Source organism: Stappia sp. ICDLI1TA098, from assembly GCF_054880955.1.
Genome location: NZ_JBTZBT010000001.1, coordinates 680,105 through 704,311 on the forward strand (window position 1 = coordinate 680,105; position 24,207 = coordinate 704,311).

Annotated in this window: 26 protein-coding genes; 8 read left to right on the plus strand and 18 right to left on the minus strand. The window is 67.4% G+C overall.

Going from position 1 to position 24,207, the window contains the following annotated elements; translation table 11 throughout:
- Positions 1–18 precede the first annotated feature (18 nt).
- Positions 19–2,226, minus strand: coding sequence for a phosphoribosylformylglycinamidine synthase subunit PurL (gene purL, locus ACSLUQ_RS02955; protein WP_461807662.1), 2,208 nt, complete (start codon positions 2,224–2,226; stop codon positions 19–21).
- A gap of 121 nt (positions 2,227–2,347) precedes the next feature.
- On the opposite strand from purL, the gene yegS reads away from it, so the two are divergent.
- Positions 2,348–3,256 carry a lipid kinase YegS gene (gene yegS, locus ACSLUQ_RS02960; RefSeq protein ID WP_461807663.1) on the plus strand — a complete coding sequence of 303 codons (909 nt, stop codon included), beginning with the start codon at positions 2,348–2,350 and terminating at the stop codon, positions 3,254–3,256.
- 4 nt (positions 3,257–3,260) lie between these two features.
- Here the strand turns inward: yegS and ACSLUQ_RS02965 are convergent, their stop codons facing one another.
- From ACSLUQ_RS02965 to purS, 4 genes are read right to left on the minus strand one after another with little or no spacing between them, the layout of a single operon-like run.
- Positions 3,261–3,521, minus strand: coding sequence for a DUF2164 domain-containing protein (locus ACSLUQ_RS02965; protein ID WP_461807664.1), 261 nt, complete (start codon positions 3,519–3,521; stop codon positions 3,261–3,263).
- Between the two features lie 43 nt (positions 3,522–3,564).
- Positions 3,565–4,239, minus strand: coding sequence for a phosphoribosylformylglycinamidine synthase subunit PurQ (gene purQ, locus ACSLUQ_RS02970; RefSeq protein WP_461807665.1), 675 nt, complete (start codon positions 4,237–4,239; stop codon positions 3,565–3,567).
- A gap of 38 nt (positions 4,240–4,277) precedes the next feature.
- A complete protein-coding gene (locus ACSLUQ_RS02975; RefSeq protein WP_417770819.1) occupies positions 4,278–4,385 on the minus strand; it encodes a phosphoribosylformylglycinamidine synthase-associated small membrane protein in 108 nt (35 codons plus the stop codon).
- A gap of 34 nt (positions 4,386–4,419) precedes the next feature.
- Positions 4,420–4,659: a phosphoribosylformylglycinamidine synthase subunit PurS gene (gene purS / locus ACSLUQ_RS02980; RefSeq protein ID WP_417770818.1), complete on the minus strand. Its 240-nt coding sequence runs from the start codon at positions 4,657–4,659 to the stop codon at positions 4,420–4,422.
- Between the two features lie 253 nt (positions 4,660–4,912).
- Here purS and ACSLUQ_RS02985 point away from each other — a divergent pair, with 253 nt between their 5' ends.
- Complete coding sequence (locus ACSLUQ_RS02985) at positions 4,913–5,677, plus strand: SDR family oxidoreductase (RefSeq protein WP_461807666.1); 765 nt, start codon at positions 4,913–4,915, stop codon at positions 5,675–5,677.
- Between the two features lie 109 nt (positions 5,678–5,786).
- Here the strand turns inward: ACSLUQ_RS02985 and purC are convergent, their stop codons facing one another.
- Positions 5,787–6,584 (minus strand): phosphoribosylaminoimidazolesuccinocarboxamide synthase, encoded by a 798-nt coding sequence (gene purC / locus ACSLUQ_RS02990; protein ID WP_417770816.1) that lies wholly within the window; start codon positions 6,582–6,584, stop codon positions 5,787–5,789.
- Positions 6,585–7,024: 440 nt separating this feature from the next.
- Between purC and ACSLUQ_RS02995 the strand changes: the two genes are divergently transcribed.
- The 3 genes from ACSLUQ_RS02995 (at position 7,025) to ACSLUQ_RS03005 (ending at position 8,712) form a co-directional block, all read left to right on the plus strand.
- A complete protein-coding gene (locus ACSLUQ_RS02995; RefSeq protein ID WP_417770815.1) occupies positions 7,025–7,348 on the plus strand; it encodes a DUF1476 domain-containing protein in 324 nt (107 codons plus the stop codon).
- Between the two features lie 193 nt (positions 7,349–7,541).
- The gene (locus ACSLUQ_RS03000) at positions 7,542–8,312 is read left to right on the plus strand and encodes an HpcH/HpaI aldolase family protein (RefSeq protein WP_417770814.1); all 771 of its coding nucleotides are present in this window, start codon (positions 7,542–7,544) and stop codon (positions 8,310–8,312) included.
- A 181-nt stretch (positions 8,313–8,493) separates the two neighbouring features.
- Positions 8,494–8,712: a hypothetical protein gene (locus ACSLUQ_RS03005; RefSeq protein WP_417770813.1), complete on the plus strand. Its 219-nt coding sequence runs from the start codon at positions 8,494–8,496 to the stop codon at positions 8,710–8,712.
- Between the two features lie 24 nt (positions 8,713–8,736).
- On the opposite strand, the gene ACSLUQ_RS03010 is transcribed toward ACSLUQ_RS03005, so the two are convergent.
- The 7 genes from ACSLUQ_RS03010 to ACSLUQ_RS03040 all read right to left on the minus strand — a co-directional run bounded on the left by ACSLUQ_RS03010 (position 8,737) and on the right by ACSLUQ_RS03040 (position 14,788).
- The gene (locus ACSLUQ_RS03010; protein ID WP_417770812.1) at positions 8,737–9,423 is read right to left on the minus strand and encodes a hypothetical protein; all 687 of its coding nucleotides are present in this window, start codon (positions 9,421–9,423) and stop codon (positions 8,737–8,739) included.
- A 212-nt stretch (positions 9,424–9,635) separates the two neighbouring features.
- Positions 9,636–10,190 (minus strand): RBBP9/YdeN family alpha/beta hydrolase, encoded by a 555-nt coding sequence (locus ACSLUQ_RS03015; protein WP_417770811.1) that lies wholly within the window; start codon positions 10,188–10,190, stop codon positions 9,636–9,638.
- A gap of 66 nt (positions 10,191–10,256) precedes the next feature.
- Entirely contained in the window at positions 10,257–11,585 is a 1,329-nt protein-coding gene (gene purB, locus ACSLUQ_RS03020) for an adenylosuccinate lyase (RefSeq protein ID WP_417770810.1), read from the minus strand.
- Between the two features lie 53 nt (positions 11,586–11,638).
- The gene (locus ACSLUQ_RS03025; protein ID WP_417770809.1) at positions 11,639–12,112 is read right to left on the minus strand and encodes a hypothetical protein; all 474 of its coding nucleotides are present in this window, start codon (positions 12,110–12,112) and stop codon (positions 11,639–11,641) included.
- Positions 12,113–12,149: 37 nt separating this feature from the next.
- Entirely contained in the window at positions 12,150–12,833 is a 684-nt protein-coding gene (gene rpe, locus ACSLUQ_RS03030; protein WP_417770808.1) for a ribulose-phosphate 3-epimerase, read from the minus strand.
- Positions 12,834–12,960: 127 nt separating this feature from the next.
- Entirely contained in the window at positions 12,961–13,734 is a 774-nt protein-coding gene (locus tag ACSLUQ_RS03035) for a DUF2259 domain-containing protein (RefSeq protein WP_461807667.1), read from the minus strand.
- A gap of 55 nt (positions 13,735–13,789) precedes the next feature.
- A complete protein-coding gene (locus tag ACSLUQ_RS03040) occupies positions 13,790–14,788 on the minus strand; it encodes a sodium:proton symporter (RefSeq protein WP_461807668.1) in 999 nt (332 codons plus the stop codon).
- A 182-nt stretch (positions 14,789–14,970) separates the two neighbouring features.
- Between ACSLUQ_RS03040 and ACSLUQ_RS03045 the strand changes: the two genes are divergently transcribed.
- The gene (locus ACSLUQ_RS03045) at positions 14,971–16,233 is read left to right on the plus strand and encodes an NAD(P)/FAD-dependent oxidoreductase (protein ID WP_417770805.1); all 1,263 of its coding nucleotides are present in this window, start codon (positions 14,971–14,973) and stop codon (positions 16,231–16,233) included.
- On the opposite strand, the gene ACSLUQ_RS03050 is transcribed toward ACSLUQ_RS03045, so the two are convergent.
- On the minus strand, positions 16,230–16,703 hold the full coding sequence (locus ACSLUQ_RS03050) for a GFA family protein (RefSeq protein ID WP_417770804.1): 474 nt from the start codon (positions 16,701–16,703) through the stop codon (positions 16,230–16,232). The two genes, ACSLUQ_RS03045 and ACSLUQ_RS03050, sit on opposite strands and share 4 nt — an antisense overlap.
- A 183-nt stretch (positions 16,704–16,886) precedes the next feature.
- Here ACSLUQ_RS03050 and ACSLUQ_RS03055 point away from each other — a divergent pair, with 183 nt between their 5' ends.
- Positions 16,887–17,510, plus strand: coding sequence for a LysE family transporter (locus tag ACSLUQ_RS03055; protein WP_461807669.1), 624 nt, complete (start codon positions 16,887–16,889; stop codon positions 17,508–17,510).
- Between the two features lie 17 nt (positions 17,511–17,527).
- On the opposite strand, the gene ACSLUQ_RS03060 is transcribed toward ACSLUQ_RS03055, so the two are convergent.
- Complete coding sequence (locus tag ACSLUQ_RS03060; protein ID WP_417770802.1) at positions 17,528–18,007, minus strand: Lrp/AsnC family transcriptional regulator; 480 nt, start codon at positions 18,005–18,007, stop codon at positions 17,528–17,530.
- A gap of 157 nt (positions 18,008–18,164) precedes the next feature.
- On the opposite strand from ACSLUQ_RS03060, the gene ACSLUQ_RS03065 reads away from it, so the two are divergent.
- Complete coding sequence (locus tag ACSLUQ_RS03065) at positions 18,165–21,680, plus strand: indolepyruvate ferredoxin oxidoreductase family protein (protein ID WP_461807670.1); 3,516 nt, start codon at positions 18,165–18,167, stop codon at positions 21,678–21,680.
- 21 nt (positions 21,681–21,701) lie between these two features.
- On the opposite strand, the gene ACSLUQ_RS03070 is transcribed toward ACSLUQ_RS03065, so the two are convergent.
- From ACSLUQ_RS03070 to ACSLUQ_RS03080, 3 genes are all read right to left on the minus strand, one after another.
- Complete coding sequence (locus tag ACSLUQ_RS03070; protein ID WP_417771203.1) at positions 21,702–22,199, minus strand: L,D-transpeptidase; 498 nt, start codon at positions 22,197–22,199, stop codon at positions 21,702–21,704.
- A gap of 227 nt (positions 22,200–22,426) precedes the next feature.
- Positions 22,427–23,530, minus strand: a complete 1,104-nt coding sequence (locus ACSLUQ_RS03075; protein ID WP_461807671.1) for a branched-chain amino acid ABC transporter substrate-binding protein — start codon at positions 23,528–23,530, stop codon at positions 22,427–22,429.
- Between the two features lie 202 nt (positions 23,531–23,732).
- On the minus strand, positions 23,733–24,098 hold the full coding sequence (locus tag ACSLUQ_RS03080) for a DUF6867 family protein (RefSeq protein ID WP_417770799.1): 366 nt from the start codon (positions 24,096–24,098) through the stop codon (positions 23,733–23,735).
- Positions 24,099–24,207 lie beyond the last annotated feature (109 nt).

Consider the following 24,207-nt stretch of genomic DNA (forward strand, 5'->3'; position numbering starts at 1 on the left):
GCCGCCGGCTCCGTGCGCCTAGTCCTGGCGCGTCTTTTCCATGTAGTCCGGGAACCAAGTCTCGTGGCTCTCGGCGAGCTTTGCAACGGATATGGTGAGGATGTCCTCAACCGTCAAATCCTGTCCGCCGACATGGCCGATCTCGGCGATCTCCAGCCCGGCGTCGAGGGCGTCCTCGACGACGCTGTCAGCTTCCTCGGCGTTCAGCGTCAGCACGTAGCGGCCCTGGTCCTCGCCGAAGAGGGCGGCATGGGCCGGTCCTTCGACCTTGACGCGCGCGCCGCGCCGGCCGGCCATGGCCATCTCGGCGAGCGTCACGGCGAGGCCGCCGGTGGAGATGTCATGCACCGCCGTCACCCGCCCTTCGCGGATGAGGTCGCGCACGAAGTCGCCGCGGCGGCGCTCGGCGGCGAGGTCGACGGGCGGCGGTGCGCCCTTCTCCGCGCCCAGGATGTCGCGCAGGAAGGCGCTCTGGCCAAGGTGGGTGCCATTGCCGCCGATGACGGCGATGACGTCGCCGTCGGCCTTGAAGGAGGCGGTGGCGCGCTTCGTCACGTCCGCCAGCAGGCCGACGCCGCCGATGGCCGGGGTCGGCAGGATGCCTTCGCCGCTGGTCTCGTTGTAGAGCGAGACATTGCCCGAGACGATGGGCATGTCGAGCGCCTCGCAGGCCGCGCCGATGCCCTTGATGGCGCCGACGAGCTGGCCCATGATTTCCGGGCGCTCCGGGTTGCCGAAGTTGAGGTTGTCGGTGGCCGCGAGCGGCTCCGCGCCCACGGCCGTCAGGTTGCGCCAGCATTCGGCGACCGCCTGCTTGCCGCCCTCGAAGGGGTCCGCCTCGACGTAACGCGGCGTGACGTCGACCGCGAAGGCGAGCGCCTTGCCCGTGTCGCCGACGCGGATGACGCCGGCATCGCCGCCCGGGGAGGCGATGGTGTTGCCCTGGACCAGCGTGTCATACTGCTCGTAGACCCAGCGGCGCGAGGCGCCGTTGGCGTTGCCGACCAGCGTCAGCAAGGCAGCGGCGTAGTCGGCCGGCTCCGCGATCTCGGAGGCCGGGATCGTCGGCTGCTTCACGGTTTCCGCCCAGGGACGGTCATACTCGGGAGCCTCGTCGCCGAGTTCCTTGATCGGCAGGTCGGCCACGGTCTCGCCCTGGTGGCGGACAACGAAGCGCAGCGTGTCCGTGGTGACGCCGACGATGGCGAAGTCGAGACCCCACTTGCGGAAGATCGCCTTGGCCTCGTCCTCCTTCTCCGGCTTCAGCACCATGAGCATGCGCTCCTGGCTCTCGGAGAGCATCATCTCGTAGGCGGTCATGCGCTCTTCGCGCACCGGCACCTTGTCGAGATCCAGGTCGATACCGAGGTTGCCCTTGGCGCCCATTTCCACCGCCGAGCAGGTCAGGCCGGCCGCGCCCATGTCCTGGATCGCGACAACGGCGCCGGTGCGCATCAGCTCCAGGCAGGCCTCCAGCAGGCACTTCTCGGTGAAGGGGTCGCCGACCTGCACGGTCGGGCGCTTCTCCTCGATGGTCTCATCGAACTCGGCCGAGGCCATGGTCGCGCCACCGACGCCATCACGGCCGGTCTTGGCACCGAGATAGACGACGGGCAGGCCGATGCCCTCGGCCTTGGAGAGGAAGATGCCGTCGGTGCGGGCGATGCCGGCAGCGAAGGCGTTGACCAGGCAATTGCCGTTGTAGCGGGCGTGGAACTCGACCTCGCCGCCGACCGTCGGCACGCCGAAGGAGTTGCCGTAGCCGCCGACACCGGCAACGACGCCGGAGACAAGGTGGCGGGTGCGCGGATGCTCGGGCGCGCCGAAGCGCAGCGCGTTCATCGCCGCCACGGGACGCGCGCCCATGGTGAAGACATCACGCAGGATGCCGCCGACGCCTGTTGCCGCCCCCTGATAGGGCTCGATATAGGAGGGGTGGTTGTGGCTCTCCATCTTGAAGACCACCGCCTCGCCGTCGCCGATGTCGACGACACCCGCGTTCTCTCCCGGGCCCTGGAGCACGCGCTCGCCGGTGGTCGGCAGCGTCTTCAGCCACTTCTTGGAGGACTTGTAGGAACAGTGCTCGTTCCACATGGCCGAGAAGATGCCAAGCTCGGTGAAGGTCGGGGTCCGCCCGATCAGCGCCAGAATGCGCTCGTACTCGTCGGGCTTCAGGCCGTGGGCCTCGATCAGCTCGGGCGTGATCGCGATGTCGTTGGGGATCATGTTCGGTTCGGACCTCGGAAACGGAAGATGCGCCCGTTTAGCAAACCGGGCGCACAAATGGAATTGCAGACATTCATCCGCGGTATTTCGCGGCCTCTCGCAAGCAAGGAAAACGGACACCATGGCGCAGGACGAACGGCATCTGCATCTGATCCTCAATGGCAAGTCGGCGCAACGCGAGGATGTGCGCGCGGCGGTTGAGGCGGTGCGCGGGCGCGGGCACCGGGTGGAGGTGCGGGTGACCTATGATGCTGGCGATGCGGCTCGTTTCGCGCGCGAGGTGGTCGGGCGCGAGGGCGATGACCTGCCAGATGTGGTCGTCGCCGGTGGCGGCGACGGCACGCTCAATCAGGTGGTGGCGGCAGCACTCGAGGCGCGGCCCGCGCCGCCCTGTGCCTTCGCGGTGCTGCCGCTGGGGACGGCCAATGATTTCGCCGCCGGCCTCGGCCTTCCGGTGGACAACATGGGCTCGGCGCTGCTGCTGTGCGCCCGGGGCGCGGCAAAGCCGATCGATGTCGGGCGGATCAACGGGCGGGTCTTCGTCAATGTCGCCAGCGCCGGGGCGGTGACGAGAATCACCCGCGAGGCCGATCCGCGCGCCAAGCGGCTGCTGGGCGGGGCGGCCTATCTGATCGCCGGCGCCAGCCGCTTCGCCGAGCTCACGCCCACGCGGGCGCGGATCTCGGGCGAGGGCTTTTCCTTCGACGGAGAGTTCATGGCGCTGGCGGTGGGCAACGGCCGACTGGCCGGCGGCGGCGTGGCGCTGTGCGCGGACGCCCGCGTCGATGACGGCAAGCTCGATCTCTCGCTGTTTCCCAAGCCTGACGCGGATCACATGATGGCGCTTCTTTCCAGTCTGGTGAAGGAGAACGAGACGGGCCTTCAGGGCTATGCGCGCACCCATCGCTTCACGCGGCTGACGGTCGAGGCGGACGAGGACCTCGCGGTCAATCTCGACGGCGAGCCGATGGCGGCGCAAGTGCTGGAGATCGAGGTTGATCCGGGGGCGATCCGCTTTGTGACCGGCTGAGAGGCTAGCGCCCACGCTCCAGAACGTTTGCCTGTTCCATCGCGTAGACGATCTCGCCGACCTCGTCGAGGCGGGCGGAGATCGCCGCGCGGGCGTCGTGGAGGCCGCGGTTGTAGAAGTGGCCGGCGATGTCGCGCACCAGGGCGCCGACCAGCGTTTCGGCCTCGAACGGGCCGATGGCGGAGCCGGTCTCTTCCTCAAGTGCTGTGCGCAGCCAGTCGGCGATGGCCGTGGTCTCGTCGCGGGACAGTTCGAGTTTCGCCATAAGGCACGGACCTCCGGGAGTGCGGCCGCGGGCGCGCAGGACGTTACGCCGTCTCCAGCGCCCCGGCGATTCCGGCGAAGAAGGCGGCGCCGTCCGTCGACGCCTGCAGGCTGTCGACGTAGTTTTCCGGGTGCGGCATCATGCCAAGCACGTTGCCGGCCTGGTTGACGATGCCGGCGATATCATGGGCCGAGCCGTTCGGGTTGGTGCCCTTCGCATAGCGGAAGGCGACGCGGTCCGCGTCTTCCAGCGCCTTCAGCGTCTCGGCGTCGGCGAAATAGTTGCCGTCGTGGTGGGCGACCGGGCAGCGCCAGACGTCGCCCTTCGTCAGGTTGCGGGTGAAGGGGCTCGCGGTCGAGGCGGTCTCCAGCAGAACCTCGCGGCAGACGAAGGTCAGTCCCTGGTTGCGCATCAGCGCGCCGGGCAGCAGGCCAGCCTCGGTGAGCATCTGGAAGCCGTTGCAGACGCCGAGCACCAGGCGGCCCTTCGCCGCGAAGTCGCGCACCGCATCCATGATGGGCGCGCGTGCGGCGATCGCGCCGGAGCGCAGATAGTCGCCATAGGAAAAGCCGCCGGGCAGGACGACAAGGTCGACGTCGGGCAGGCTGGTGTCGGCATGCCACACGGAGACGGGCTCGACACCGGTCGCGAGCCTGAGCGCGTGCATCATGTCGCGCTCGCGGTTGGAGCCGGGGAAGGTGATGACGGCGGACTTCATGACGTCTTGTCTCCCTTGGAGCGCGGGGCGGAAACGGGTCAGACCAGAAAGATCGCGGCGGCGAGCGCGAGCGCGGCCGGCAGAACGATGAACAACGCGGCCTTGATCAGCAGAAAGCGGATCGCCCGGGCGCTGTCATCGTCCATGGGTGCTCCGTCGTCGTGCGTGGCCGCGATCCCCTCAGAGGATCTCGATGGCGTAATTCTCGATCACCGTGTTGGCGAGCAGCTTCTCGCACATGGCGGTGAGATCGTCGCGCGCGGCCTGCGCGTCGCGGCCCGACAACTGCACGTCGAACACCTTGCCCTGGCGGACACTGTCGACCCCGGCGAAGCCAAGCGCGGCGAGGCCGCCCTCGATCGCCTGACCCTGAGGGTCGAGAACGCCGGATTTCAGGGTGACGGTCACACGTGCTTTCATCGGGGGATGTCTCCGCAAGTCGGCGCCGGCGCGCGTTGGCGTCCACCGGCTGGGCAGTTGGCCCGCTTCTAGCGCGCTGGCCGTCCGGAAGGAAGGGGGTTTTGTGCGCTTTGCAGCGGCGGGAGGCGTTTCGCGGCCCGTTTTTCCCGTTCGGGCTCCCGCTCAGGGATAACCTCGCCGATCTGCTATCGGGTGTCGCCGCGCGCTCTCCCCGCCTACCAAGCCTGCCATTGCAACGGCGATGGAGGGTTTCATGCCGATACTGGAAGACAAGGTCGCAATCATCACCGGGGCGAGCTCCGGGCTGGGGGCGGCGACAGCGCGGCTCTTCGCCGCGCAAGGCTGTGCCGTCGTTCTTGGCGCGCGGCGCCGGGGCGAGCTTGAGGAGGTCGCCGGGGAGATCGAGCGGGCAGGCGGCCGGGCGGCGGTTCTGGCCGGCGACGTGCAGGAGGAGGACTACGCAAGGGCGCTGGTCGATCTGGCGAGGGACCGCTTCGGCGGCCTCGACATCGCGTTCAACAATGCGGGCATGATCGGCCCCATGGAGCCCGTGTCGTCCCTGTCGCTCGACGACTGGAACACGGTGCTCGCCACCAACCTGACCAGCGGGTTTCTGGGGGCGAAATACCAGCTTCCGGCCATGGAGGAGCGGGGCGGTGGCTCGGTGATCTTCACGTCCACATTTGTCGGCCATACCGCCGGCCTGCCGGGCATGGCAGCCTATGCCGCCAGCAAGGCCGGCCTGGTCGGCCTGACCAAGGTGCTGGCCGCCGAGGTCGGCGCGAAGGGGATCCGGGTCAATGCGATCCTGCCAGGCGGCATCGACACGCCGATGGGACGCGAGGCGGCTTCGACGCCGGAGGCGCTGGCCTTCGTGGAGAGCCTGCATGCGCTCAAGCGCATCTCTTCACCCGAGGAGATCGCCGGGACCGCGCTCTACCTTGCCTCTCCGGCCTCCAGCTTCACCACCGGAACGGCGATGCTGGTCGACGGCGGCGTTTCGATCAACCGCACCTGACCTTCGCTGCAAGGCGTCCCTGAAAAGCCGAAAGCCCCGGCCGTTTCCGGTCGGGGCTTTCCGTGTTTCTTGCAAGCGAAGCGCGCGGCGATCTCGCCTGGCGAGCAGCTTACTTGACCAGCACGGGGCCGGTGCCGTTCGGCCGGTCGTTGTCGTTGAGGATGCCGAGGCGCCGGGCCACTTCCTGGTAGGCTTCCAGCATTCCGCCGAGGTCGCGGCGGAAGCGGTCCTTGTCCATCTTCTCGTTGGACTGGATGTCCCACAGGCGGCAGCTGTCGGGCGAGATCTCGTCGGCGACGACGACACGCATCATGTCGCCTTCCCAGTGACGGCCGCACTCGATCTTGAAGTCGACGAGACGGATGCCGACGCCAAGGAACAGGCCGGTCAGGAAGTCGTTGACGCGGATCGCCAGCGCCATGATGTCGTCCATCTCCTGGGGCGAGCACCAGCCGAAAGCGGTGATGTGCTCCTCGGAGACCATCGGATCGTCGAGCGCGTCGTTCTTGTAGTAGAACTCGATGATCGAACGCGGCAGCTGCGTGCCTTCCTCGAGACCGAGGCGCTTCGACAGCGAACCGGCTGCAACGTTGCGCACCACCACCTCGAGCGGGATGATCTCGACTTCGCGGATCAGCTGCTCGCGCATGTTCATGCGACGCAGGAAGTGGGTGGGGATGCCGATCGCGTTCAGCTGATTGAAGATGAACTCGGAGATCCTGTTGTTCAGGACGCCCTTGCCATCGATGATCTCGTGCTTCTTGGCGTTGAACGCGGTTGCATCGTCCTTGAAGTGCTGGATGAGCGTTCCAGGCTCAGGGCCCTCATAGAGGATCTTGCCCTTGCCTTCGTAAATGCGCCGGCGGCGGTTCATAGGCACGTACCGTGTTGGTGAGAGAAAATCCATTCTGGCGGAGTGGCTCCAGTGCGCTGCGTGCCTTCGGGTGCCGTCTGCCTCGCCTTGTCCTTGGCAGGAGGGCGGAGCATCGGCGCGTCCGGAAGCAGCAGATGAGATACGGTCCCCCCGCTCGATGGCGCGGAAACTACACGATCGCCCGACAAAGTACAATGAAGCCGTTGGGCGACATTTGCAGCGCCTGCGCCGCAGCTTGCGGCCGGTGTGCGAGGGAGCGTGCAGAGTTCAGGAAAGCGGGCGTTATCGCGTTGATTTGGTCACCCTGCAAGGATATGCAAGGTGCGAACCAATACCCATATGGGGGGACGGACCGGGCCGACAGGCCGCGCGAGGGCGTGGCCGGGGTCAGGGCCGGGTCCGCACCGCCCCGAAACCGCCCACATACAGTGGCGATACACGCAAACGCGATACACAGGCAGGAGAAAGAGCGCATGAACACGTTCAACAACCGCGAGGAGGGGTTCGAGGGCAAGTTCGCTCACGACGAGGAACTGCGCTTCAAGGCCATCGCGCGGCGCAACAAGCTGCTCGGCCTGTGGGCTGCCGAGAAGCTCGGCCTCGATGCCGAGAAGGCTCAGGAATATGCCAAGGAAGTCGTCCGTTCCGACTTCGAGGAGCCGGGCGAGGAGGACGTGTTCCGCAAGATCCGCAAGGATTTCGACGACGCCGGCGTGGAGCAGTCCGATCATCAGATCCGTCGCACCATGGACGAACTGCTGCACACCGCGGCTGAGCAGATCCAGTCGGGCACCTGAACCCCGACAGTTTATGACTTCGCGCGTCGCGGCTCCGCTCCGCGGCGCGCTTTCCCTCCCCGTCGCGTCCGGGCCCCCATTGCCGGCGGCCCGCGACCCGCGCGGCCGGGGCATCCTGCTTCGGCCAGATCGATCCCGCCATCGGCACCGCGCCTTGCGCTGCTGCCTTAGGCCCGGCACAGGATGACCCGTCATGACCTCCCGAACGCCTTCGCTCGCTTCCCGGCTTCGTGCCGGAGAGACCATTGTCACGGCCTGGTCGTCGCTGGCGGTGCCGATTGTCGCCGAGCTGTGCGCGCGCGCCGGCTACGAGGGCGTCATGCTCGACATGCAGCACGGCTTCCACGACATCGCCTCGGTCCGCGACGGCATCGCCGCCGCGCGGCTTGGCGGGGCGCATCCGGTGGTGCGCACGCCCGTGGATGATTTCGCCAATGTCAGCCGGGCCTTCGATCTCGGCGCCGAGGCGGTCATCGTGCCGATGATCAACACGCCGGAGGACGCGCTGGCGCTGGTCGCAGCGGCCAAGTACCCGCCGCTCGGCGCGCGCAGCTGGGGGCCGCATCGCGGGGCCATGCTTGCCGGGCTGACGCCGCCTGAGTATCTCGCCGCCGCCAACAGCGAGACGATCGCCTTCGCCATGGTCGAGACGCCCGCGGCCCTTGCCGCGCTGGACGAGATCCTTGCGGTCGAAGGGCTTGATGCGGTCTTCGTCGGCCCGGGCGATCTGTCGCTGACCCTGTCGGAGGGCAAGGGTCTTGCCCCGAGCAGCGACGAGGTGCAGGGCCATGCCGCCGACATCGCCGCGCGGGCGAAGGCGGCCGGTAAGCTCGCGGGTATCTTCTGCAACACCGCCGCGGATGCCATCAGGGCGCGCGAGATGGGCTACGGCTACATCGCCTATGGCGTCGACATGGCCATGTTCCTCGACGAGGCAGCCCGCAAGCGCGCCGAAATCGGCTGAGGCGCGCGCCGATGAGGAAGCCCCGCCCGCAGGGCCTGGCGCCCTAGGTGAAAGCCCCATGGGGCGGGGTGCCGCATTCTTTTCGCATTTGTGAAGGCTAGGGTGAACCGTGTCGTGCGGCGCGGGCCCGCCGGTGCGGGCCGGGGATCAGGAGCGCCGCCTCAGCGCGGAGTGACTTCCTATGTGGAAACTGGCAGCCTTGCTTTTCATCGTGATCGCCCCGACGCTTGCGGGCATCTGCGCGCTCATGCCGATGACCTTCTATGGCATCAACGACTATGAGCCCTGGCTGCTGGCGGCCTTCGCCGGCGTCGGCGTGGTGCTCGCCGTGCCCGTCTCCCTCTTTGTGGCCGCCAAGATCAGCGCGCTGACCAAGGCCGGCCCGCGCGCGGCCAGCTGACCCGCGGCGGACGGGGCGCTTCCCTCAGGGATGACGGAGGTATCCCTTGAGGTCCGCCTGCAGGTTCTCGATCGGCGGCTTGCCGTTTTTCAGCAGCGGCTTGCGGGCCGGCGCGCAACCCGGTGAATAGGGTTTGGCCGCGTCCTTGGGCAGCGGCCTGGCCACCGCCGCGCCGGCAAGACCGAAGACGTCGCCGCGTTTCGTATCGAGCGTGAAGATTTCCTGGTTGTGAAAATTGCCGCACTGGGTGCTGCTGCCGGCCTTCTTCATCGTCGGGTTGCGGGTTCCAGCACCGTAGTCGTAGCAGACCTGCAGGTAGTCCTTGCTGTCGTCCAGCTTCCAGCGGCCTTCCAGGATACGGCTGTTGCCCGGATACCAGAGCCAGGAGCGTCCGTCGGCGGAGGTGTAGGAGATCTGCGTGCCGTGCCCGGGCATGTAGGACACGCTGGTGCGGTCGGACATGGCCTCGGGGGCGTCGTTGTCGGTGTAGCGTGTCAACCCGCGCAGCCTGTCCTTCGCCACGATGGCACGGGCGGCAGGAGAGGAGTTTTCCGTGTTGCCGCAGGTGCTCCTGCCGTCACGGGCCTCGACGAGCGTTTGCACCAGTTGCTTGTGCCGCTCCAGATCCTCCTTGCTCGGGCCGCACCCGGCGAGGATCATCGGGCCGGCGAGGAGCAGCGCTGCGCGCAGGACGTTCTTGCCTGATTTCATCGAAATGTCTTTTTCCGGAAAAAGAGGTGGCTGGCGAAATGAATGACGCCGCCTAACGCTTGATGTGACCAGGGAAATGCAGTCAAAGCTTTTGCGCCGAACGCACGTCCCGAACTGTATGTGCGGCGTTTGCGGCAAGCAACGGCGAAAACGCCTTCCGCCGGGTGTGAAGAAGGGCAGGGCGCTGTCCTTGCGTCATCGCCTGCGCGCGCTCACAAGTCCTTCATGAGATAGGCGAAGGACATCAGCCCTTCCGGCCATGGGCCGTGGCCGCTGTCCTGGTTGATGTGCCCGGCTTCGCCCGCGTCCTGGAAGTGGGCGCCCCAGTCGAGCGCGAAGCCGTGTGCCGTGTCGTAGTCGCAATGCGGATCGTTGCGGCTCGCGACGACGCGCGCCATGAAGGGAAGCGGACCTTTGGGGACGGGCAGGAAGTCGCCGACTTCGAAGGCGGGTTTCGGCGCGCTGCGGGCGAGATTGGTCGGCGCGACGAGGAAGGCGGCTTTCACCTTGTCCGCCGGAAGGGCGCGGGCTGCATGGACGCAGGCGATGGCGCCGAGCGAATGGGCGACGAGCACAACCGGCCGTTCGGCTGCCTCGACGGCGGCCGCGATCGCCTCGACCCACTGCTTGCGCACGGGATGGAAGGTCGAGGACAGCTCGACGAAGCGAGCCGTGGGCATTTTCTCCTGCCAGCGGTGCAGCCAGTGCGCGGCCGGCGTCTCGCCGTAGCCTGGAACGAGGAGAATGTCTGTCTCGGAGATCTTCATGGCCGCTCTTCTCCCGGTTGGGCAGGAAAATGGGGACGGCCGCGAGGCTCGTCCCCATCCGTGCTGTCAGTCTTTGCCGAAGACGCGGGCGAAGATCGTGTCAACGGACTTGACGTGGTAGCCGAGGTCGAAGCGCGAGCGGATCTCGTCCTCGGACAGAGCATCGCGCACGTCCTTGTCCTTCAGCAGCTCTTCAAGGAAATCGACGTCGGAGCTGCCCTGCGTCTGGTAGCTGTCCCACACCTTCATGGCGTTGCGCTGGACGAGCCGGTAGGCGTCCTCGCGCGACACGCCGGCCTGCGTCAGCGCCAGCAGGATGCGCTGGGAGTGCACGAGACCGCCAAGGCGGTTCATGTTGGCCAGCATCCGCTCCGGATAGACCATCAGCTTGTCGATGACATTGGTCAGCCGGGCGAGTGCGAAGTCGAGGGTGACGGTCGCGTCGGGGCCGATCATGCGCTCGACCGAGGAGTGCGAGATGTCGCGCTCGTGCCACAGCGCCACGTTCTCCATCGCCGGCATCGCATAGGCGCGCACCATGCGGGCGAGGCCCGTCAGGTTCTCGGTCAGGACCGGGTTGCGCTTGTGCGGCATGGCGCTGGAGCCCTTCTGGCCGGGGGAGAAATACTCCTCCGCTTCCAGCACCTCGGTGCGCTGCAGGTGGCGGATTTCGGTCGCCACGCGCTCGATCGAGGAGGCGATGACGCCGAGCGTGGCGAAGAACATCGCATGGCGGTCGCGCGGAATGACCTGGGTCGAGACCGGCTCGACGGCGAGGCCCATGGCGTTGGCGACATGCTCCTCGATGCGCGGATCGATGTTGGCGAAGGTGCCGACGGCGCCGGAGATGGCGCATGTGGCGATCTCGGCGCGGGCCGCCAGAAGGCGGGTGCGGCAGCGGTCGAACTCGGCATAGGCCTCCGCCATCTTCAGGCCGAAGGTGACCGGCTCGGCATGGATGCCGTGGGAGCGGCCGATGCAGACGGTGTCCTTGTGCTCGAAGGCGCGGCGCTTGATCGCGCCAAGCAGCGCGTCGATGTCGGCGAGCAGCAGGTCGGCGGCGCGGGTCAGCTGCACGTTGAGGCAGGTGTCGAGCACGTCCGAGGAGGTCATGCCCTGGTGCACGAAGCGCGCGTCGGGGCCGACGATCTCGGAGAGATGGGTCAGGAACGCGATGACGTCATGCTTGGTCTCGCGCTCGATCTCGTCGATGCGGTCGACGTCGAAGGTGGCCGAGCCGCCCTTCTCCCAGATGGTCCTTGCAGCTTCCTGCGGGATGACGCCGAGCTCCGCCAGCGCGTCGCAGGCATGCGCCTCGATTTCGAACCAGATGCGGAACTTGGTCTCGGGCGACCAGATGGCGACCATCTCGGGCCGGGAGTAGCGCGGAATCATGCGGTGTCCTCTTGGGAGCTGTTTGGAAGCTTCGGAAAGTTGCCGGTGCCATATCAGACGCGGCGGCGCGGCTCAATCCGGGCGAAGATCCAGCCGGCCGCGAGAAGTGCGGGGAGCAGGACGGGCAGCAGCGGGCGGATGCCCATGACGACGAAGATGTAGCTGCTCGTCGCCGAGGTGAAGATCGTCTCCCAGAGCATCCGGAAGGATGGCCTGTCGGTGTGCCACTGGGCGTAATAGGTGTTGAATTGCAGGTAGAAGAGGAAGGCGGTGGCGGCGGCTGTCGCCACCGCGAGCGCCACCACCATCGCCGCGAAGCGGGCGGATGTGCGGTGACGCCTGCGCCGGAAGGTGAGCAGCGAGGCGATGCCCCAGGCGGCGAGCCCGCCGGCGAAGCCGCCGACGGCGAAGATCGCCACGACGCCGAGCGAGCGTCCGGTGAGCGCCTCCGCGCGCAGGGTGAGCACACCCGCCTCGAGCCCTGTCACGAAAAGCGACCAGACGAACGCGAAGAGGAGGGGGCGCATCGGCGTCTCCTTCGGCTGCGGCCGCGGGCCGGCCGGATCAGGCCGCCGCCGCGGCCATCTCGGCGGCACTGCGGATCGCGTCGATGTTGCTGCGGTAGCCGTCGACGCCCGCACCCTTGAACACGGCGGAGCCGGCGACGAGCACATTGGCGCCGGCGGCGGCGACCAGCGGCGCGGTGGCGGGAGTGACGCCGCCGTCCACCTCGATGTCGATCGGCCGGTCACCGATCATCTCGCGGATCCGCGCCACCTTGTCGACCATCGCCGGGATGAAGGACTGGCCGCCGAAGCCCGGGTTGACGCTCATGACGAGGATCAGGTCGAGCCGGTCGAGCACATATTCGAGGACGCTTTCCGGTGTCGCCGGGTTGAGCGAGACACCGGCCTTCTTGCCAAGCGAACGGATCGCCTGCAGCGAGCGGTCGAGATGCGGGCCCGCCTCGGCGTGGACGGTGATGATGTCGGAGCCGGCCTTGGCGAAAGCCTCCAGATAGGCATCGCAGGGCGCGATCATCAGGTGGGTGTCGAACACCTTGTCGGTGTGCTTGCGCATCGCCGCGATCACGTCTGGGCCGAAGCTGATGTTGGGCACGAAATGCCCGTCCATCACGTCGAGATGGATCCAGTCGGCGCCGGCTTCCACGACGTCGCGGACTTCCTGGCCAAAGGCGGAGAAGTCGGAGGCGAGCATCGAGGGGGCGATGGTGATCGGGCGGGTCATCGGTGGCAGCTCCGGCAGGGGCGAGGGGAGGTGGCGGGCGATGCCGCCGCATTCGCGAATGCGGCTATCATAGCCGGTGCCGGCTCACAAGGCCGCAGGGAAAGCGCCGCTGCCACCGCCTGTGCGCCTAGAGCTTGCCGGTGATCGCCAGATAGCGTCCGTCCTTGCCCTCGAAGCCGATCGACTCGACCAGCACGAGCACGGCGAAATAGGGCGTGTCGTTCCATCTCTTGCGGTAGGTGACGAGCCTCTCGATGCGGTAGTCGAGCGGGCACCCGCGGCTTTCCGGCAGGCTCTTGTCGTCGTTGAGGAGGCGTTCGTCTTGCCCCTCTGTCATCGTCAGGCGGAACCCTTGCGTCTTGCCGAAGCCCGAGGGGCAGGACTTGGCGTCGAGCGGGAAGACCGACATGCGCAGATCCAGCGGAGTGCCGAAGTCGGGGGACTCGCGCACCGTCGAGGCCACCATCAGGTAGCGGTCGGCGAATTTTTCCGTCGGCGGATTGTGAGCGACCGTGTCGCCGCGCCCGTCGATCCCGGCCGCCTCCAGCACGGCGCGCGCCGTCTCCCGGTTGCGGGCGCGGGTTTCCCGCAGCACCTCTTCGAGGTCGAGCGGCTGGCTGTCGTCGATGCGCTCGCGCAGGCGGAACGGTGAGCCCGGCACCCAGCTGTCCTGGCTCGTATCGATCACGTAGATGTTGGAATAGGGAAAGCCGGAACCGTCCTGGATGCCGTATTCCTCGAAGGCGAAATGGCCGCCGTCGGCGGAAAAGCCGAGGATCTCTGTCCTGGCGTAGTCGCCGGCAAGCGCCGGGCCGACGGGGGCGACAAGCACCGCGACGGCTACGGCAAGCAGACGGACGAAGTGCCTGGGCACGGCGATGAAGCGGGAGCGGTTGGGCATCGGACTGTCCTTCGCGGGCAAGGGGCAAGCCCTTGCGGGCTTCGTGCCGGCAAGTCTAGCTGGAACCGGGGGCTGTGATGTGATCGCCGTCACGCGGGCGATGATCGGCGGCAAGACGTGTCGCCACCGGCTTCAGCAGCCAGGGCAGCAGGTAGATCGGCAACTGCCCGAGGCCGAAATAGAGCCAGGCGAGATCGGGCAGTGTGCCGCCGAGGGCGGCGACGAGCAGACCCATGTTGCGGTTGCCGCAGGCATGGGCGAGCACGAAGGCCTGGTCGCGCCTTGTGCGGGCGAAGACCAGCATGGTCAGGCCCATCTGCGCCAGCGCGACGGCGAAGGTGAGCGCGCCGACACCGAGCGTCAGCAACGGTGTCTCGGCGAAATGCGCCGCCACCCCGTCCATCACGGCGACGGCGAAGACGAAGAGGATCAGCACGTTGAGCCCGTCGATATGCTCGCGCGCGGCCGCTACGCGCGGCGTTCCGGCGAGGCGGCGGATTACCCAGGCGCTGCCGGCGGAGGCCGCGAGCAGCAGCGCCAGGCGGATGCCGAGGGCGAGCGCGTCGATGGGCAGCGTGTCACCGAGGATCAGGCCGCCGATCAGAGGCGCGGTCAGCGGCGTCAGCAGCATGCCGGCGACGATCAGGGCGAGCGACAGGGCGCTGTCGAGGCCGATCAGGGCGATGAAGGCGGGTGCCGACATGATCGCCGGGCCGGCGGTGACGAGAAAGACCGCAAGGCCGAGGTCGGGCTGCAGGGAGGCCGGGCCGAAGGCGGTCACCAGAAGGGCGGCCGCCACCGGCACGGCGACCTGCATCCACACGAAGGCAAGGAAGATCAGGCGCGGCCGCCGCATGTGGGCAAGAACGGCCACCGGGTCGACGCGCAGGAAGGCAAGCACCAGGAGCACGAAGATGGCTTCGCCCACATAGGGGCGGAAGAGCGCTGAAAGCTGCGGCAGGAAGAGGCCGAGCAAGGCGCTGATGGCGACGGCGCGTGTGCCCTGGCGTCCGAGCCACGCGAGAAGATGGAGGGGCAGGGCGAGCGCCTGCATGGCATGGCCTCCGGCGGCTGCGGCGGGAGGTGCAAGCATGCCGGCCGGCGGCAGGCTTGGCAATGACCGGCGACACGAATGCTGGTGAAAGCGTGTGGCCGCAGGGGCTTCGCAACCGTCGACATGGGACCGCGCGCGACTTGCCGCTTGCGCGGCGCGGCGGATTTGTGTCGATAGATGATATGCGTAGCGTCGACGTCATCGTCCTGGGGGCGGGTATCACGGGGGTCAGCGTCGCCTTGCACTTGCAGGCGCGAGGCTGGCGTGTGTGCCTCGTCGACGATTTCGCGCCGGGAGAGGTCTCCTCGCGAGGGAATTCGGGGCTTCTTGCCCGCACCGGCTTCACGCCGCTGGATGTGCCGCAGGGAGCGATGGACATCCTCGCGCGCCTTTTCTCACGCTCCGGGGGGATGCGAATCGAGGCACGTGCGCTTCCCGCCCTGCGCCGGTTTCTCAAGGCGGCGCGCGTCGAGACCTCCTCGCTGAACGTTCCGCGCCATGCCCGCGCGCTGGCGCCGCTTCAGGCGGCGGCCATCGCCGAGCATCTGGCGATTGCCCGTGCGGCGAGCGCCTTCCGTTTTTTCCGGCGCACCGGCTGGATCAAGATCTACCGGACCGCGGCCTCGCATCAGGCCAGCGAGGTCGAGCGTCATTTCGCCCGGATTGTCGGCATTCCCTACGAGGATCTGGACGACGCGCGCCTTGCCCGGCTCGAGCCGGATATTCGCGGGCGCATTCTTGCCGCTGTCCACTGGCCCGACAGCCAGTCGGTGTCCTCGCCGGGCGGGGTGACCAAGGCCTATGCACGCCTCTTCCGCGAGCGCGGCGGCGAGATCGTTACCGGCGATCCGGGAGCGCTGTCTCAGGCGTGGTCGAACTGGACGGTGCCGACGGCCCATGGCGAGATCGCAGCCGAACAGGCCGTGCTGGCGCTGGGCTCGGGCACGCTGCCGCTGTTGCACCGGTTCGGCCTGGCACTGCCGCTTGCCACGCTGCGCAACCGCCACGGCCATTTCCGGCCCGTATCGGGCGTGTCGCTGTCGCGGCCGGTCAGCGATGTTGACGGCGGTTTCCTGATGACGCCGATGGAGCGCGGCATCCGCCTGATCGGCGACGAGGAACTGACGGCAGGCCAGAACGAGCCGGCCGACGAGATCCGCTCCGCTGGTTTCGAGCGGCAGGTGACCTGCGCGCGCGCGCTGATCCCCCTTGGCTCCGCGGTGGAGGACGTGCCGGTCATCGGCCACCGTGTGCTGACCCCGGACGGGCTGCCCGTGCTCGGCCCCGTCCCCGGTGGCCCCGGCCTGTGGATGGCGCTCGGCCACGGCGCGGACGGCTTCTCTCTGGCGCCGGCCATGGGGCGGCTGCTCTCGGAGATGATGTCGGGCGACCCGGCCTTCGTCGATCCGGTACCCTTCACTCCGGCGCGCCTTCTGGTCGGTTAGCTGCCGGTCTCTTCCGCGGGAGCCGCCGCCCAGCGTGCGGCGAAATCCTGCATGAGTTTCGCGAAATCCTCGGGAGGAGGGAAGCCCGTATAGCTGTGTTCGACAGGCAGCTCCACCCAGGCAAGTTTCTCCGCCGTCATCGTCTCCATGAAGGGGTACGACAGGCGGGCGTCGTCGAACATGGTCGGGCGCACGTTGACGAAGGCATCCATGCCGACAATCCGCGTGAACATCCAGGTCATGCAGTCGGGGCAGAAATAGTGGTCGAGCTGAGGGCCTTTCGCCCCGCCTTTCACCGGCTCTCCCTTGGTGACGTGAAAGGCGGAGGTTGGCACCATGGCGGTAAGGGAAAAGGCGCTCGCGCTCATCTTGCGGCAACCGTCGCAGTGACAGGCCGCCGTCATGATCGGCGGGGCGGATACCTCGATTTCCGTCTTGCCACAACGGCAGGATCCGACAAGCGGCTTCATGGGATGCTCCCCTTCAGGGCAGTGGGCGTTGCGATTCCTGGCCGCAGTGTGGCCCGAAACCGAGCGCCCCGAAACCTGCATACCTGCCCTTTTGCCCAAAATGACGCCTTGTCCATCTTGTCGACAGGTGATCTCTTTCGGGCGGATCCTGTTCTTGCCCGCTCTGCGTAGGAGATCGACAACATGCTTGCCCATCAGGTCGCGGTGCTTGCCGGTCTCACTGCCCTTGTCATGGTGAGTCCGGGGCCGGACATGGTCATCGTGCTGCGCAACACGCTTGCTGGCGGGCGTCGTGGCGGCCTGATGACGGCGCTCGGGGTTCTCGCGGGAAATCTGGTGCACATCGGCTATTGCGCGGTCGGCATCGGGCTGCTGATCTCGCGCAGCATTGTCGCCTTCTCGGTGCTGAAATACCTGGCCGCCGCCTATCTGGTCTATCTCGGCATCATGAGCCTGCGCTCGGCCGGCGGGAGAATTTCCCTCGACGCGTCGGCGGAGACGACAAAGGCGCGTCGGCGCACGTTCTTCGTGCAAGGCTTCTTCAACAACATCCTCAACCCGAAGGGCACGCTCTTCTACCTCGGCGTCTTCACCATGGTGATCACGCCGCAGACCTCGGGCGCGGGCATGCTGGCGCTGGTGGCGACCACGGTTTGCGTCAGCGCGCTGTTCTGGCTGGTCTTTGTCTTCACGCTCGACACGCGGCCGGTGCGCCGATCCATCGAGGGGGCGCAGGCAGGCGTGTCACGCCTGCTCGGCGGCGTACTCATCCTGCTCGGCCTGCGCATCGCCGTGATGGACCGCTGAGGGCGGGCGAGGCCGCCTCAGCTTTCGCGAAGCGGCAGGGCGACCGTCTGTTTCACCGTGCTGACGACGATGCGTGACTGCACGTCGGAGACCATGGCGTTGTCGAGCAGCTTCAGCCGCAGGAAATCGTCATAAGCCTTTATGTCGCTGGTCACGACCTTGATCAGGTAGTCGACGGCGCCGGTGATGCGCTCGCAGATCACCACCTCCGGCCAGCGGTCGACCAGCTTGTCGAAGGTTTCCATGTTCTCCCGGCTCGGCACCGCCAGCTTGACGAAGGCATAGGCGACGAAGCCGAGGCCCACGGCCTCGCGGTCGACCACGGCGACCGTCTGGCGAATGATGCCGCTTTCCTTGAGCTTCTTGATCCGCCGCCAGCAGGGCGTCTGGCTCATGCCGGCCTCGCGCGCGATTTCGGCAATCGACAGCGAGGCGTCCCGTTGCAGGATCTTGAGCACGCGAATGTCGGACGGATCGAGGAGATATTTTTCGCTCATCCGGCTCTTGTACGGAATTTTACTGCGATTTCCAGAGTTTTGTGAGGGCGGATAGCACAGAATTTGACCGTAAGCCGGAGGATATTGGGTGGCCGCGATAAGCGGGCGCACGGCACCAGAGGGCCGTTGAAGCCCGGGCGGAAGAGGAGCCGTCGCCATGAATGCCATCACCCGTGCCATTTCGCTGGGAAACACGCCCATTTCGCTCGACGACAAGTATGTCGCCACGCAGGGGCATGTCTATCTCTCCGGCATCCAGGCGCTCGTGCGCCTGACGCTCGACCGCCGCCGGCTCGACCGGGAGGCGGGGCTCGACACCGCCGGCTTCGTCTCCGGCTATCGCGGTTCGCCGCTCGCCGGCTACGACACCGAGTTGGTGCGGGCGAAACGCCATCTTGCCGCCGCCGACATCGTCTTCCAGCCGGGCGTCAACGAGGAACTCGGCGCGACCGCGGTCTGGGGCTCGCAGAAGGTCGCTCTGCATGGCAGGGGCACCGACCGCGACGGCGTCTTTGGCATCTGGTACGGCAAGGCGCCGGGCGTCGACCGCGCCGGCGACGTGCTGCGCCAGGCCAATGCCAGCGGCACGGCCGCGCATGGCGGCGTGCTGGCGCTGGCCGGCGACGATCATCTCGCCAAGTCGTCGATCCTGCCCGCCCAGTCCGAATTCTTCTTCGCCCATGCGGAGATGCCGGTGCTCAATCCTTCCGACATCCAGGAAGTGCTCGACTATGGCCTGCACGGGCTGGAGCTGTCGCGGTTCTCGGGCCTGTGGACGGGCATGATCTGCCTGGCCGACACGATGGATGCCTCCGCCACCATTTCCGTCGATCCGGCCCGGCTCTCCTTCGAGCGGCCGATGGAGCGGGATCCGCGTCGCCATGCGGACCTCAACCGGGGGCTGCTGCTGGCCAATCGGCTCGAGACCGAGCGGCTTCTGCGCGATGTGCGCCTTCCCGCCGCCCGGGCCTATGTGCGGGCGAACGGTCTTGACCGGGTGGCCTTCGGCTCCGGGCGTCCGCGTGTCGGCCTCGTCGCCACCGGCAAGGCCTATCGCGACCTGCGCCAGGCGCTCGAGCTCATCGGCATCGACGAGGCGCGTGCGCGCGACATCGGCCTTGCCATCTACAAGGTCGCCATGCCCTGGCCGCTGGAGCCGATCGGCGTTTCCGGCTTCGCGCGCGGACTGGAGCGGCTGCTCGTCGTCGAGCACAAGCGCGGGTTCATCGAGCCGCAGATCAAGGAACTGGCCTACGCCTGGCCGGAGCATGCGCGCCCGGCGATCTGGGGCAAGAGCGCACCGGAGGGCGGTCCCTTCCTCTCCGACGTTCTGGAGCTTTCCGTCGCCGAGATCGTGCCGGCGCTGCTCGCCTTCCTGCCCGAGGCGGTGGTCACGGCGGACATGCGGGCCGTGGCGGAGCGCATGAACCGGCAGGCGATGTGGGCGCAGGGCCACGCGGAGCGGGCCGCGCGGGTGCCCTATTTCTGCTCGGGCTGCCCGCATTCCTCCTCCACCGTGGTGCCCGAGGGCGCGCGTTCGCTCCCGGGCATCGGCTGCCATGCCATGACCGAGATCCCGGGGCGGACAACGGACGGGCAGATCGCCATGGGCGGCGAGGGGGTGCTTTGGGTCGGCCAGGCGCCCTTCGCCCGGGATACCCACGTCTTCGCCAACATTGGCGATGGAACCTATTTCCACTCGGGGATCCTGGCGATCCGCCAGGCGATCTCGGCGAAAGTGCCGATCACCTACAAGATTCTCTACAATGATGCGGTCGCGATGACCGGCGGGCAGCCGGTCGACGGCATTCTCACCGTGCCACAGCTCACCCGCCAACTCGAGGCGGAGGGCGCGGAGCGCGTCGTTGTCGTCAGCGAGCGGCCGGACGCCTATCTCGGCCGCCACGATCTTGCGCCGGGCGTCGATGTCTACCACCGCGACCGGTTGATGGAGGTGCAGGAGGAGCTGCGCCAGGTGAAGGGCGTCACCATCCTCATCTACGACCAGACCTGCGCGGCGGAGAAACGTCGGCGGCGCAAGAAGGGCGGCTATCCCGACCCCGACATCAGGCTCTTCGTCAACGACCGTGTCTGTGAAGGCTGCGGTGATTGCTCGGTGCAGTCGAACTGCCTTTCGGTCGAGCCGCTGGCGACGCCCTTCGGCGAGAAGCGGCGGATCAACCAGTCGTCCTGCAACAAGGATTTCTCCTGCGTGAAGGGCTTCTGCCCCTCCTTCGTCGAGATCGAGGGGGCGGAGCTTGCCCGCATGGAAGTCACCGGCCTCGACATCGACGGGCTCTCGGAGGCTCTGCCGGCGGCTGCGGTCGCTCCGCTGGAGACCACGGTGAACCTGCTCATCGCCGGCATCGGCGGGGCGGGAGTGACGACGACGGCTGCGGTGATCGCCATGGCGGCCCATGTCGACGGCAAGCAGGCCTCGACGCTCGACATGACGGGCCTTGCTCAGAAGGGCGGGCCGGTCACCTCGCATGTGCGCTTCTCGACGCGCGCGCGCGCCATCGAGGGGCCGCGCGTTCCCGCCGCCAGCCTCGACGTGCTGCTTGCCTCCGACATGGTGGTGGCCACCAATGCCGAGCAGCTCGCCTTGATCGACCGGGAGAAGACGGCGTGTTTCGCCAATGCGCGTGTCGCGCCGACGGCGGAATTCGTCATGCGCCAGACGCTTTCCTTCGACGAGACGCGCATGCGCCAGACGCTGGCCGAGGCCTGTCCGCTGTACGCCGGCCACGATATCGCCGGCATCGCCGAGGCGGTGCTGGGCGATGCCATCTTCGCCAACATGATGCTGGTCGGCATGGCGCACCAGGCGGGCCGCCTGCCGCTGTCGACGGCCGCGCTGGAGACCGCGATCACGCTCAACGGCGCGGCGGTCGCGCGCAACATCAAGGCATTTCGCGCCGGGCGGGTGCTCTTCGCGACACCGGAGGCGATCCTTTCGGCGCTGCCGGGAGGCCGGGAGCCGGCATCCGGCGCGCAGATGGATCTCGACGCCCGCATCGCCTTTCTGGAGAGCGAGCTTGCGGCCTATCAGGACACGGCCTATGCGCAGCGCTTCTCCGCCGCGGTGGCGCGTGTCCGGCAGGCCGACGAGGCGCGCGGCAACGGCGCTCTCAGGCTCACCCGAACGGCGGCCGACATGCTCTTCCGGGTCATGGCCTACAAGGATGAATACGAGGTGGCGCGGCTCTACACGCTGCCCGGGTTCGGCGAAAAGCTCGCCGCCCAGTTCGCCGATCCGAAGAAGGTGAGGGTGATGCTCGCCCCGCCGCTGCTGGCGCGTTCGCTCGACGCGAAGACGGGCAGGCCGAGGAAGATCGCCTTCGGGCCGTGGATCTTCACCGCCTTCCGCCTGCTCGCGCGCATGAAGCGGCTGCGCGGCACGGCGCTCGACATCTTCGGGAAGACGGCCGAGCGGCGTGGCGAGCGGGCGCTGGTTGCAAGCTATCTCGCCGATCTGGAGCGGGTCGTTTCCTCGCTCGGGCGGGCCGACTACGGTCTGCTGGTCGAGATCGCGCGGGTGCCGGACCTTGTGCGCGGCTTCGGGCCGGTGAAGGAGGCGAACATGGCGAAGGCGGCGGCGAAGCGCGCGACGCTCCTTGCCCGTCTGGATGCGCCGGACGCGGGCGCATCCGGTCTCGAGGCTGCCGAATAGGCGGACCGGCAATCGCCGCCCTCAGTTCACCGCGACGACGGGCGTGTTGACGCGGACACGGGCGAACAGGTCGGCGATGTCCTCGTTCTTCATGCGGATGCAGCCATAGGAGACGGCGCGGCCGATGGAGCCGGGCCGGTTGGTGCCATGGATGGCGTATTCGCCGCCGGCCAGCGTCATGGCGGCCGCGCCCATCGGGTTGTTCGGCGCGCCGCCCTCGATGCGGGCGGGAAGGTGCGGCAGGTCGCGCCAGACCGTTGCCGGCGGCGACCAGGCCGGACGCACGTATTTGCCGGACACATAGGTGCGGCCGGTCCAGACCTTGCCGGTCTTGCCGACGGCGACGCGGTAGCGCAGCGCCGTTCCGTCCCGCTGGACGAGATAGAGGCGCTTTTCTCCGTTCTTCACAAGGATCGTGCCCGCCTGGAAGCGGGTATCGGAAAAGCGAACGAGCTCCGGCGCGGCGAACGCGCGGCTGCTCCAGAATGCCAGCCCGATCGCCAGATAGATGGCGACCATTCCCCAGACCACTTTCTGCATGTCGGTACTCCCGTCAATGCTTAACGAGGAGTTTACGACATCGCAGAGAGCGACTGAATGCACCTTCGCGACAATCGCCTGTTAAGGTTACGATTCGCGCGCGCTTGACCTTGATGAAAGTGTCTCTGTCAAGAAAAACCCCGCCCGGTCGCCCGGGCGGGGTGTGCGGCGGACCGGGGTCCGCTGCGACGGGAGCCTGTCGCGGCTCAGTTCAGGTAGTCGTACTTTCCGTCTTTCCACTCGTAGAAGACATAGCCCGGCAGGGTCACGTCGCCCTTGTCGTCGAAGGAGAGCTGGCCGAGAACGGTCGTGAACTCGCCGTCGTTGAGCTTCTCGATGACGGCGTCGAAGTCCGTTGAACCGGCGGCCTTGACGGAGTCGGCCCACGCCTGGATCGCGGCGTAGGTGTAGAGCGAGTAGCCCTCGGCGGTACGGCCTGCGGCCTCAAGCGCCTTGACGACCGGGGCGGCGTCCGGGTTCTTGCGCGGATCCGGCGAGAAGGTCATGAGCGTGCCGGCGCCGGCGTCGCCGGTGATCGACCAGTACTCGTCGGTGACCAGCGCGTCGCCGGAAACGAGGATGGTGTCCATGCCCTGCTCGGCCATCTGGCGCTTGATCAGGCCGGCCTCGGAGTGATAGCCGCCGACGTAGAGCACGTTGATGCCCTCGGACTTCAGCTTGGTCACCAGCGCGGTGTAGTCCTTCTCGCCCGCCGTGTAGGCTTCGTAGAGGGTCTCCTGCTTGCCCGCCTCGTTCATGTACTTCTTGGTCTCGTCGGCGAGACCCTTACCGTAGGCCGACTTGTCGTGGATGATGGCGATCTTCTTGTCGCCGAAGTTCTTGGCGAGGAAGGCGCCGGCCACCTGGCCCTGCTGGTCGTCGCGGCCGCAGGTGCGGAAGATGCCCGGCCCCGGACGCTCATCGGTGAACTTCGGGTTGGTCGAGGCGGGAGAGATCTGGATGATGCCCTCTTCCGAATAGACCTGGCTGGCCGGGATCGAGGAGCCCGAGCAGAAGTGACCGGCGACGAAGACGACGCCCTTGCCGACGAACTGGTTGGCAACGGCCACGGCCTGCTTGGGATCGCAGGCGTCGTCGCCGACCTCGAGGACGAGCTTCTCGCCATTGATGCCGCCGGCCGCGTTGATGTCCTCGACCGCCTGCTCGGCACCCGCCTTCATCTGCTGGCCGAAGGATGCGTACTGGCCGGTCATCGGACCGGCCGTGGCGATCACGATGTCGGCCATGGCCGCGGTCGACAGGCCCATGCCGACAACCGTTGCCACACTCGCCATAAGAAGCTTTTTCATTGACTGTTCTCCCCTTGCTCCAGATGCAAAACCGAACCCGGACCGGGCCGGCGCTGGACCACTCTGGCTTGCGGGATTTTCACCCGCGCCGGCACCCCGTGGATGGCGGCTTGTACCGAAACACTATCGGCTTCTCAGACAAAGTCGAGCGTTTCGGAACCCTTGCGGACGCAACGGAAAATCGCGTCCGCCAGCCCCGTTTTCACGAGGTGATCGTATCGTCGGCACCCGGCTTCACGCGCCAGCTGAAGGGGCTGGTCTTTTCGTAGAGCCACCGGTACTGCCGCGTCATCTGCTCGGTGCGGGTCAGCCGCCAGCTGGCAAGGCCGACCGCGAGCAGATAGACGAAGGCAACCAGCCAGTGCGAGACGGACAGAAGGCCGCCGTGGTTGAGCGCGTAATTGAGGAAACGCACGCCCAGCGACAGCAGGAAAAGAAACCAGACAAGCACATAGAGCGGACGCCAGGTCAGCGCGCAGGCGCGCCCCGTGGCCCAGGCGGCGGTGCCGCCCAGGCAAAGCGTCAGCACGATGAAGCCGGTCAGGCTCGAGTCGTAAAGGTAACCCATGTCAGGCTCTCCCCAGTGCCCGGGGTCGCGGCCGTGCCGCTTGCCCGGGGGCACCCCGACGGGAGCCGGATTGCCGGCTCTCCGCGGAGATTTCCGAATGCGGCCGCGC

Excerpts from the sequence above, each read along its gene's own strand:
- purL (WP_461807662.1), bottom strand. The coding sequence starts at position 2,226 with ATGATCCCCAACGACATCGCGATCACGCCCGAGCTGATCGAGGCCCAC.
- yegS (WP_461807663.1), top strand. The coding sequence starts at position 2,348 with ATGGCGCAGGACGAACGGCATCTGCATCTGATCCTCAATGGCAAGTCG.
- ACSLUQ_RS02965 (WP_461807664.1), bottom strand. The coding sequence starts at position 3,521 with ATGGCGAAACTCGAACTGTCCCGCGACGAGACCACGGCCATCGCCGAC.
- purQ (WP_461807665.1), bottom strand. The coding sequence starts at position 4,239 with ATGAAGTCCGCCGTCATCACCTTCCCCGGCTCCAACCGCGAGCGCGAC.
- ACSLUQ_RS02975 (WP_417770819.1), bottom strand. The coding sequence starts at position 4,385 with ATGGACGATGACAGCGCCCGGGCGATCCGCTTTCTGCTGATCAAGGCC.
- purS (WP_417770818.1), bottom strand. The coding sequence starts at position 4,659 with ATGAAAGCACGTGTGACCGTCACCCTGAAATCCGGCGTTCTCGACCCT.
- ACSLUQ_RS02985 (WP_461807666.1), top strand. The coding sequence starts at position 4,913 with ATGCCGATACTGGAAGACAAGGTCGCAATCATCACCGGGGCGAGCTCC.
- purC (WP_417770816.1), bottom strand. The coding sequence starts at position 6,584 with ATGGATTTTCTCTCACCAACACGGTACGTGCCTATGAACCGCCGCCGG.
- ACSLUQ_RS02995 (WP_417770815.1), top strand. The coding sequence starts at position 7,025 with ATGAACACGTTCAACAACCGCGAGGAGGGGTTCGAGGGCAAGTTCGCT.
- ACSLUQ_RS03000 (WP_417770814.1), top strand. The coding sequence starts at position 7,542 with ATGACCTCCCGAACGCCTTCGCTCGCTTCCCGGCTTCGTGCCGGAGAG.
- ACSLUQ_RS03005 (WP_417770813.1), top strand. The coding sequence starts at position 8,494 with ATGTGGAAACTGGCAGCCTTGCTTTTCATCGTGATCGCCCCGACGCTT.
- ACSLUQ_RS03010 (WP_417770812.1), bottom strand. The coding sequence starts at position 9,423 with ATGAAATCAGGCAAGAACGTCCTGCGCGCAGCGCTGCTCCTCGCCGGC.
- ACSLUQ_RS03015 (WP_417770811.1), bottom strand. The coding sequence starts at position 10,190 with ATGAAGATCTCCGAGACAGACATTCTCCTCGTTCCAGGCTACGGCGAG.
- purB (WP_417770810.1), bottom strand. The coding sequence starts at position 11,585 with ATGATTCCGCGCTACTCCCGGCCCGAGATGGTCGCCATCTGGTCGCCC.
- ACSLUQ_RS03025 (WP_417770809.1), bottom strand. The coding sequence starts at position 12,112 with ATGCGCCCCCTCCTCTTCGCGTTCGTCTGGTCGCTTTTCGTGACAGGG.
- rpe (WP_417770808.1), bottom strand. The coding sequence starts at position 12,833 with ATGACCCGCCCGATCACCATCGCCCCCTCGATGCTCGCCTCCGACTTC.
- ACSLUQ_RS03035 (WP_461807667.1), bottom strand. The coding sequence starts at position 13,734 with ATGCCCAACCGCTCCCGCTTCATCGCCGTGCCCAGGCACTTCGTCCGT.
- ACSLUQ_RS03040 (WP_461807668.1), bottom strand. The coding sequence starts at position 14,788 with ATGCAGGCGCTCGCCCTGCCCCTCCATCTTCTCGCGTGGCTCGGACGC.
- ACSLUQ_RS03045 (WP_417770805.1), top strand. The coding sequence starts at position 14,971 with ATGCGTAGCGTCGACGTCATCGTCCTGGGGGCGGGTATCACGGGGGTC.
- ACSLUQ_RS03050 (WP_417770804.1), bottom strand. The coding sequence starts at position 16,703 with ATGAAGCCGCTTGTCGGATCCTGCCGTTGTGGCAAGACGGAAATCGAG.
- ACSLUQ_RS03055 (WP_461807669.1), top strand. The coding sequence starts at position 16,887 with ATGCTTGCCCATCAGGTCGCGGTGCTTGCCGGTCTCACTGCCCTTGTC.
- ACSLUQ_RS03060 (WP_417770802.1), bottom strand. The coding sequence starts at position 18,007 with ATGAGCGAAAAATATCTCCTCGATCCGTCCGACATTCGCGTGCTCAAG.
- ACSLUQ_RS03065 (WP_461807670.1), top strand. The coding sequence starts at position 18,165 with ATGAATGCCATCACCCGTGCCATTTCGCTGGGAAACACGCCCATTTCG.
- ACSLUQ_RS03070 (WP_417771203.1), bottom strand. The coding sequence starts at position 22,199 with ATGGTCGCCATCTATCTGGCGATCGGGCTGGCATTCTGGAGCAGCCGC.
- ACSLUQ_RS03075 (WP_461807671.1), bottom strand. The coding sequence starts at position 23,530 with ATGAAAAAGCTTCTTATGGCGAGTGTGGCAACGGTTGTCGGCATGGGC.
- ACSLUQ_RS03080 (WP_417770799.1), bottom strand. The coding sequence starts at position 24,098 with ATGGGTTACCTTTACGACTCGAGCCTGACCGGCTTCATCGTGCTGACG.